This is a genomic window from Vibrio sp. Isolate34, assembly GCF_022397915.1.
Taxonomy (GTDB): Bacteria; Pseudomonadota; Gammaproteobacteria; order Enterobacterales; family Vibrionaceae; genus Vibrio.
Genome location: NZ_JAKEUO010000038.1, coordinates 1 through 7746 on the forward strand (window position 1 = coordinate 1; position 7746 = coordinate 7746).

General features: G+C 42.9%; 6 protein-coding genes, 1 rRNA gene and 1 pseudogene. 1 reads left to right on the forward strand and 7 read right to left on the reverse strand.

The genetic code is table 11. The features are described 5' to 3' along the window. The 7 genes from L1D22_RS21735 to pspG all read right to left on the reverse strand — a co-directional run. Nucleotides 1–327 (reverse strand): 16S ribosomal RNA (locus L1D22_RS21735); the annotation flags it as partial. Nucleotides 328–1254: 927 nt separating this feature from the next. After that, nucleotides 1255–2031 (reverse strand): phosphoadenylyl-sulfate reductase, encoded by a 777-nt coding sequence (locus tag L1D22_RS21740; protein WP_239831214.1) that lies wholly within the window; start codon nucleotides 2029–2031, stop codon nucleotides 1255–1257. Further along, nucleotides 2024–3751, reverse strand: a complete 1728-nt coding sequence (gene cysI, locus L1D22_RS21745; RefSeq protein WP_239831215.1) for an assimilatory sulfite reductase (NADPH) hemoprotein subunit — start codon at nucleotides 3749–3751, stop codon at nucleotides 2024–2026. The genes L1D22_RS21740 and cysI overlap by 8 nt, the downstream gene beginning before the upstream one ends. After that, nucleotides 3751–5616 carry an assimilatory sulfite reductase (NADPH) flavoprotein subunit gene (locus tag L1D22_RS21750; protein WP_239831216.1) on the reverse strand — a complete coding sequence of 622 codons (1866 nt, stop codon included), beginning with the start codon at nucleotides 5614–5616 and terminating at the stop codon, nucleotides 3751–3753. Before L1D22_RS21750 ends, cysI begins: the two co-directional genes overlap by 1 nt. 123 nt (nucleotides 5617–5739) lie before the next feature. Next, nucleotides 5740–5970, reverse strand: a complete 231-nt coding sequence (locus tag L1D22_RS21755; RefSeq protein WP_017632684.1) for a hypothetical protein — start codon at nucleotides 5968–5970, stop codon at nucleotides 5740–5742. A 201-nt stretch (nucleotides 5971–6171) separates the two neighbouring features. Next, the gene (locus L1D22_RS21760; RefSeq protein ID WP_239831217.1) at nucleotides 6172–6837 is read right to left on the reverse strand and encodes a TIGR04219 family outer membrane beta-barrel protein; all 666 of its coding nucleotides are present in this window, start codon (nucleotides 6835–6837) and stop codon (nucleotides 6172–6174) included. A gap of 135 nt (nucleotides 6838–6972) precedes the next feature. Continuing rightward, a complete protein-coding gene (pspG, locus tag L1D22_RS21765; RefSeq protein WP_017632687.1) occupies nucleotides 6973–7194 on the reverse strand; it encodes an envelope stress response protein PspG in 222 nt (73 codons plus the stop codon). Between the two features lie 204 nt (nucleotides 7195–7398). On the opposite strand from pspG, the pseudogene L1D22_RS21770 reads away from it, so the two are divergent. Then, nucleotides 7399–7746 (forward strand): annotated as a pseudogene (locus tag L1D22_RS21770) (ISL3 family transposase); the annotation flags it as partial.

A 7746-nucleotide genomic window follows, 5' to 3' on the forward strand; every position in this document is an offset into this window, starting at 1 on the left:
GGTGTGGCTGATCATCCTCTCAGACCAGCTAGGGATCGTCGCCTTGGTGAGCCATTACCTCACCAACTAGCTAATCCCACCTAGGCATATCTTGACGCGAGAGGTCCGAAGATCCCCCTCTTTGGCCCGTAGGCATTATGCGGTATTAGCCATCGTTTCCAATGGTTATCCCCCACATCAAGGCAATTTCCTAGGCATTACTCACCCGTCCGCCGCTCGACGCCCATTAACGCACCCGAAGGATTGTTAGYGTCGTTTCCGCTCGACTTGCATGTGTTAGGCCTGCCGCCAGCGTTCAATCTGAGCCATGATCAAACTCTTCAATTTAAGATTTTGTCGACTCAACGAATACTGACTTCAAAACTAATATTCATTCGAAAATGAACATGTAATTCTAAAGCTATTATCTTTCCAACAGAAAGATAATGAATTGACTGTGCCAAATAACCCCCTCTCTATATAGAAAGTAATTATTCGTATTGGTCACTCAGTTCATTGAATCANTTTCCGCTCGACTTGGCATGTGTTAGGCCTGCCGCCAGCGTTCAATCTGAGCCATGATCAAACTCTTCAATTTAAGATTTTGTCGACTCAACGAATACTGACTTCAAAACTAATATTCATTCGAAAATGAACATGTAATTCTAAAGCTATTATCTTTCCAACAGAAAGATAATGAATTGACTGTGCCAAATAACCCCCTCTCTATATAGAAAGTAATTATTCGTATTGGTCACTCAGTTCATTGAAATCAATTTGTTACCGAAGTAACTGTCATTACCTAAGTAATAACGTTTTGATATTCATCAACGAGTGCCCACACAGATTGATAGGTTTAAATTGTTAAAGAGCTTCTCTTCGTTGTGACTTGCATCACTTAGGAAGAGGCGGCAATTCTAGCGATTTAATTCTCAGTGTCAAACACTTTTGAAAATTAATTTCTACTTTCTAAAAGTAGAAGCGAATAATCGCTTAAAGCTAGTTGCCTCACTAACATTCATCGCTGAAGCCTTGTGGCGTCTGCCGTGTCAGTGAGGCGGCATTATAGAGATGTTCATCACATTGGCAAGTGTTTATTAAAGAAAAACGCAAAAATAACGACTACATGCCGAATAAACACCCAAAGCCTTATTTATGCAACTTTAACTACAAAGTACCTACAAAATAAACACAGACTTATCCACAATTGCTTTAATTTTATCCCCTAGAAACAAAGAAAGCTGCCTTATGGCAGCCTTTTAAATAGAAAGGAATCTAAATCCCAGAGCCATATTGCTCTCCATCATCCTCATGAAGCCCACATTCTCGTTTTAACCCATTAAAACGGGTTTCTTCTTCCGTCATACCCGGTTCCCATTTCTTAGTCGTATGTGTATCTCCAACAGAAAGGTAACCCTGCTCTCGAAGCGGGTGATAACTTAGGCCATGTTCTTCTAGGTAGTAGTGAACATCTTTATTCGTCCAATCGATTACCGGCAAGAATTTAAACACACCATTTTGAATAGATAAAATTGGCAAGTTTGCACGCGATTGAGATTGCTCCCTTCTTAAACCAGAAAACCATGTTCCAGCCTCAAGCTCATCCAGCGCCCGTCTCATCGGTTCTACTTTATTAAGCTTATTGTACTTCTCTATCCCTTCTATACCTTGGTCCCAAAGTTTGCCATATTGCGCCTCTTGCCAATTAGGGCTTTGTTGTGCGCGAAAGACTTGAAGGTTTAAAGTCAGCTTCTGACTTAACTCATCGATAAAGCGATACGTTTCAGGGAATAGATAGCCGGTATCCGTCAAGATTACGGGAATATCCGGTTTTGCTTGTGTGACTAAGTGAAGCATTAACGCGGCTTGAATGCCGAAACTTGAAGAGACCACATGTGTTCCTTCCAAGTTTTCTAATGCCCATTTAACTCTTTCTAATGCTGTTAGCTGTTCTAACTCAGCATTAATTTGTCCAAGACGAAGTATTTGCTCCGTCTTAGTCAATGCGAGTAGTTCTGCTAACTTCAGTTTTGAAGCGACAGAATTATGCATGCAGATCCCTCTTTGAAATGATCACCTCTTCGATGATGCCGGCTCGGATGGTGAAATCACCAAAGCCTTCATTGTCTTGTCGTTCTGTAGCCCAGCGTCCTACCAGCGAATCAATCTCTTCTAAGATCTGAGCTGATGTGATGTTCTCTTTATACATCTTAGGAATACGAGTACCGGCTTTGTTCCCACCTAAGTGCATATTGTAGCGACCTGGGGCTTTACCCACTAAACCAAGTTCAGCCAACATCGCACGACCACAACCGTTTGGACAACCAGTTACACGAAGGATGATGTTATCTTCTTCTGGTAATCCATGTTTCTTGAGAATACCTTCAACATCGGTAACAAACTCTGGAAGAAAACGTTCGGCTTCTGCCATTGCTAGAGGACATGTTGGGAATGCCACACACGCCATTGAATTTTTTCGCTGTTCACTTACCGCGTCATCCATCAAACCATATTGACGTGCCAGTTTCTCAATCTTGGCCTTTTGGCTTTTAGGGACACCGGCAACAATTAAGTTTTGGTTTGCCGTCATGCGGAAATCACCTTTGTGGATCTTCGCAATTTCAGCAACACCGGTTTTCAATGCTTTACCTGGAAAATCAAGCAATCGACCGTTTTCAATAAACAGTGCTAAGTGGTGTTTGCCGTCAATACCTTCCGCCCAACCGATACGGTCACCACGGCCAGTAAACTCATAAGGACGACTTTCAGTGAACTCGACACCGGCACGCTTTTCAACTTCCGCTTTGAACACATCAATGCCAACACGGTCTAGTGTGTATTTGGTTTTTGCGTTCTTACGGTTTGAACGGTTACCCCAATCACGTTGTGTAGTCACCACTGCAGCAGCTACATCTAATGTCTTCTCTAATGGTACAAAACCAAAGTCGTCAGCTTTACGTGCATAAGTAGAAGTATCGCCGTGCGTCATTGCTAATCCGCCCCCCACTAATACGTTAAAGCCCACCAGTTTTCCGTCTTTGGCAATCGCAACAAAGTTAAGGTCATTGGCATGAACGTCTACGTCATTCTGTGGAGGAATCACAACCGTCGTTTTAAACTTACGCGGTAGGTAATTACTACCTAGGATAGGTTCTTCATCCGTTGTTTCTAGTTTTTCACCATCTAGCCAGATCTCTGCGTAAGCACGAGTCTTAGGTAATAGATGCTCACTGATCTTTTTCGCCCACTCATACGCTTCTTGATGAAGCTCGGACTCAACCGGGTTTGTCGTACATAAAACATTTCGGTTTACATCACCTGCAGTCGCGATTGAATCAATGCCAATACTGTTTAACGTTTGGTGCATCAATTTAATGTTCGGCTTCAACACACCATGGAACTGGAAGGTTTGACGTGTTGTTAGACGAATAGACCCATAAGAGGTACTTTCATCTGCGAATTTATCAATCGCCAGCCACTGCTTCGGAGTGATGATCCCACCAGGCATACGCGCACGAAGCATGACATTATGCAAAGGCTCTAACTTCTGTTTTGCACGCTCGTTGCGAATGTCACGGTCATCTTGTTGATACATACCGTGGAAGCGGATCAGCTGAAAGTTGTCTGCGGTAAAACCACCAGTGATACGGTCTTGAAGATCTTGTTCAATCGTACCGCGTAGATTCTTACTTTCACGCTTTAAACGCTCATTGTCAGCCAAAGGTCCAAGTACTTGGCCTAGCACTTCTTGCTCTATTACTTGCTTGCTCATTAGTACACATCCCTTTGGTAACGTTTCGCTTTACGTAAATCATTAATATATTGTTCAGCTTGCTCACGGCTTTGGTTGCCATGTTTTTCCACAATAGTAACTAATGCTTCATGAACATCTTTCGCCATTCGAGTCGCATCACCACAAACATAAAGGTACGCGCCCTCTTGCAGCCATTGCCAAACCTGCTCTGCTTGTTCGATTAAACGGTCTTGAACATAAACTTTTTCTTTTTGGTCACGGCTAAAAGCAACATCCAACTTGGTTAGCGCACCAGATTTGAGGTATTTCTGCCATTCAACTTGGTATAAGAAATCTTGAGTAAAGGTACGGTCGCCGAAGAATAACCAGCTCTTACCTTGAGCATCATTGTTTTCACGCTCTTGAACAAAACTGCGGAAAGGTGCGATACCTGTGCCTGGGCCGACCATGATGATTGGCGTGTTGTCGTCTTGTGGTAGCTTGAAGTTATTATTGTTCTCTACAAACACCTTAACTTCGCCACCTTCTTCAAGGCGCTGAGCCAAGAAGCTTGATGCTCCACCTAAGCGAGACTCTTCACCTTTTTGGTATTCAACTAAGCCAACCGTTAAATGAACTTCTTCATCCACTTCTGCTTGGCTCGATGCAATAGAGTAGAGACGTGGAGTCAGCTTACGTAATAAGCCCAACAACTCATCAGCCGATAATTTGGTTCTCTTCTCTGCTAATACGTCAACGATCTGAGTATTGCCTGCGTATTCACGAAGCTTGTCTTTATCTTCCACCAGCTTGATTAACTTCTTGCTGCCAGATAACTCTGCAAACTTAGTTACAAGCTGAGGGTTTGACGTGGTGATCTCGAACTTGCTCACTAGAGCGCTATGGATAGATAAGCTTTCACCGTCTACATCGACACTCTCAATACCAGATAGACCAACCTTCGCGAGAATCTGATTCGCCAACTCTGAACTGTTTTCATACCACACACCCAACGCGTCACCCGGTTGGTAAGTGATACCAGACTCATCAAGATCAATCTCGATATGACGAACATCTTTACCCGAGTCACGACCAGTGATCTTCTGACTTGTTAGCAATGTCGCTGTGTATGGGTTTTGTTTGGTGTATTGCGAATGTCCAGCAGCCGCTTGGCCTACTGGTAGTTGAACTACTTCCGCTTCAGCGCCCGTCGACAATGCTTCTTGAACTTGTGACAGCGCTTTCGCACGCCACTCTGTTGCCGATGCTTCGTAATCAACATCGCAATCAAGACGATCGACAAACGATTTAGCACCAAGCTTAGAAAGAAAGTTATCGAAGTCTTTGGCGGTTTGGCAGAAGAACTCGTAGCTTGAGTCACCTAAACCAATCACACCATATTGTAGGTTTGCTAATTTTGGCGCTTTCTTCGATTGTAGGAATTCGTGCAGCTCAATAGCGTTATCAGGTGCTTCACCTTCACCATTGGTTGATGCTACAAAAATGACGTGTGTCTCTTTCGCTAGATTCTTACCTTTGTAGTCACTGGCATCGAAGAGCTCGACGGCAATCCCTAAGGCTTTGGCTTCTGCTTCAAGCGACTCAGCAACACCTTTCGCGTTACCCGTTTGAGAAGCAAAGATAATACTTAGTTTACCCGCTGGTTTAGCGGCTACAGCAGCGGCTGCTTGAGCGATTGGTGCAGCAGCACCTACAGGCTGAGCTTGGCTCACACCCCAAAGGTAGCCACTGACCCATGCCAGTTGCTGAGAAGATAGTTCAGAAACAGTTTGCTGAAGATGACCTAATTGTTGGTCATTAAGTGGCGCTGCTAGCCCAGGTAACTCATTAGCCCCAGACTGTGCATTATTATTTTGTGAAGACTCTTTCTTATTTAAAGACATGGTCACGACATCCCTAATCATTGCGTGACGATAGATTAACCACTCCTTTTAATAACAAGAAAGAATAGAAAAGTATGTTTTATAACTTTTTGGAAGTAAAAACCGATTGAAACGCAATTTGACTTACTGGTTTTCGATCCGTACTTGCTGAAAGCCAACCGCCATTGCCGACTTAGATGCTAAGTCTAGATCCGCATAATGGCACTCCTCACCATGAACATCGGTGAGCAGAACAAAGCCGCCTCCCATATGGCGAAACTCTACAACCCAAGACCCTTCTTGTATTGAGGGCTCTATAACTGCTTCCACTAGCAGGTTTTCTCGATATAAATTTCGTAATTCATTGAGTGTCATATTCCATCCCTTGCTTTGACCTCACAACATAGACCCTATAAGAATAGACGCTAATCAGCTCTCTGTATAAGGATGGTCGAAAGTGATGAATGTGCTAACTAATTCCAGAAAGATATAATCAATAGATATAAAAAACGCCACTTAATAAAGTGGCGCTCTTAAAATTTGTTCTAAATGCTTTTCAAAATAAGCTTTAATCGCTTAGAAGCGTACTTCCGCACCAGCAAACCAGCCATCTACCATGACAAAGTTTTTACCTAGATCAGATTTAAAGAACTCATCTGAGTCTAGGTCGATAACACGGTAGCCACCACGCAGAGCAATTTCAGATTCTGACACAGGAATTCGGTACTGAACACCTGCCATTAAGTCCGTGCTCTTAATGCCGCTGCTATCACCGAACTCCATCGTACCAATGATATCGAAGTTGGTATCAGGAACGTTGATCTCTGCGTTGCCGTAGAAACTCCACGTAAACTCATCAAAGCTTGCTTGAGTACTCGTTTGAGGCTCAATGTAGTTCGAATTCGAGTATTGAGTAAACGTCACACCCGCATCAAAGTTCATCAGCTTGTGTTCTAACAGAGTGTAGTAAAACGTGTAGTCGTACTTATCAAAAGCCAACGCATCCGTATCAATAGACGTATAACGGAAGCTAGCATTTGGCAGCATTGGGGCATTATGCTCAAATGCGAAATACACAGAAGGAGAGTTAGAATCTTCGTCTTGTCTCACTTCGTTTAGCTTGGTACTTCCCCACCACATATCGGCACCGACTTTAGCCGTGTAAGAAAACTCTTCTTCAGCAGCCACTGCCGAACTTAAAGATAGCATTCCCACTAAAGCAATTAATGGCATTTTATTCATTTGAGATAGCTCCAATTCCATATCGTTGTGCTAAGTGTATGCACATTCATAGATTATTGGGGAAAATTCTATCACACATCCTAAAGACTAGAACGATAAACCGCTGGTGAATAAAGATTTGACGGCACCATGACGTTAGTAACGTCTTTGGTTAGAACTGTGTACATAGTTTTTGAAAAACCACACACCGATTGCAATCACAATCAACCAAGGCAACAGCTTAAAAACAACACTCATCATACCCAAGACCAGCATGACTAACAGTGCTACGCCAGTTGCGGCCAATACCGTCATAAACGTAATACCAGTGACAAGCAGGGTTGCTACGAAAATAAGAACAAAGATTAATTCAAACATAATGGTCTCCCTAATGAGTTCATGACCTATCTTTCCTACTTTCTAACATTGCAGCTTCTGTACCAAGTCACAAAAACAACAAAACCCTTATTTATCAATTAAATAAAAAGGTTCATCGCGGATTAGCGGGAACTAAAAACAAAAACGGTAGTAAGTGATATGGTTTAGTCGCCAAACAAAAATCATACACAAACTACCGTTTTCATGCCGAATCATACTTTCCTATCGTCATTCTGGGAAGGCTTTAAAATAGTAAAGTCTCACCAGACAGCATCACTTATTACACTAACTCTTAAACCGAACTCTGAGGCTAAATGCTTTTGCGGTCTTGAAGCCGAGGCTATCCATGAGTATCAATGGCGTCATGTGAAAGAGGCCATGTTGCTCGGTGTTCCTGTCGAACTTTCCGTTCAAACTCGAAGGATTAAGTGTCGTGACTGCGGCATAAAAACAGAGTCTCTATCTTGGTTGGAGCCTTATGCTCGTATAACGAAGCGCCTAAAAAGCTATATAGAACAACTACTGCCTCTTCTTCCCATTAAGCATATCTCC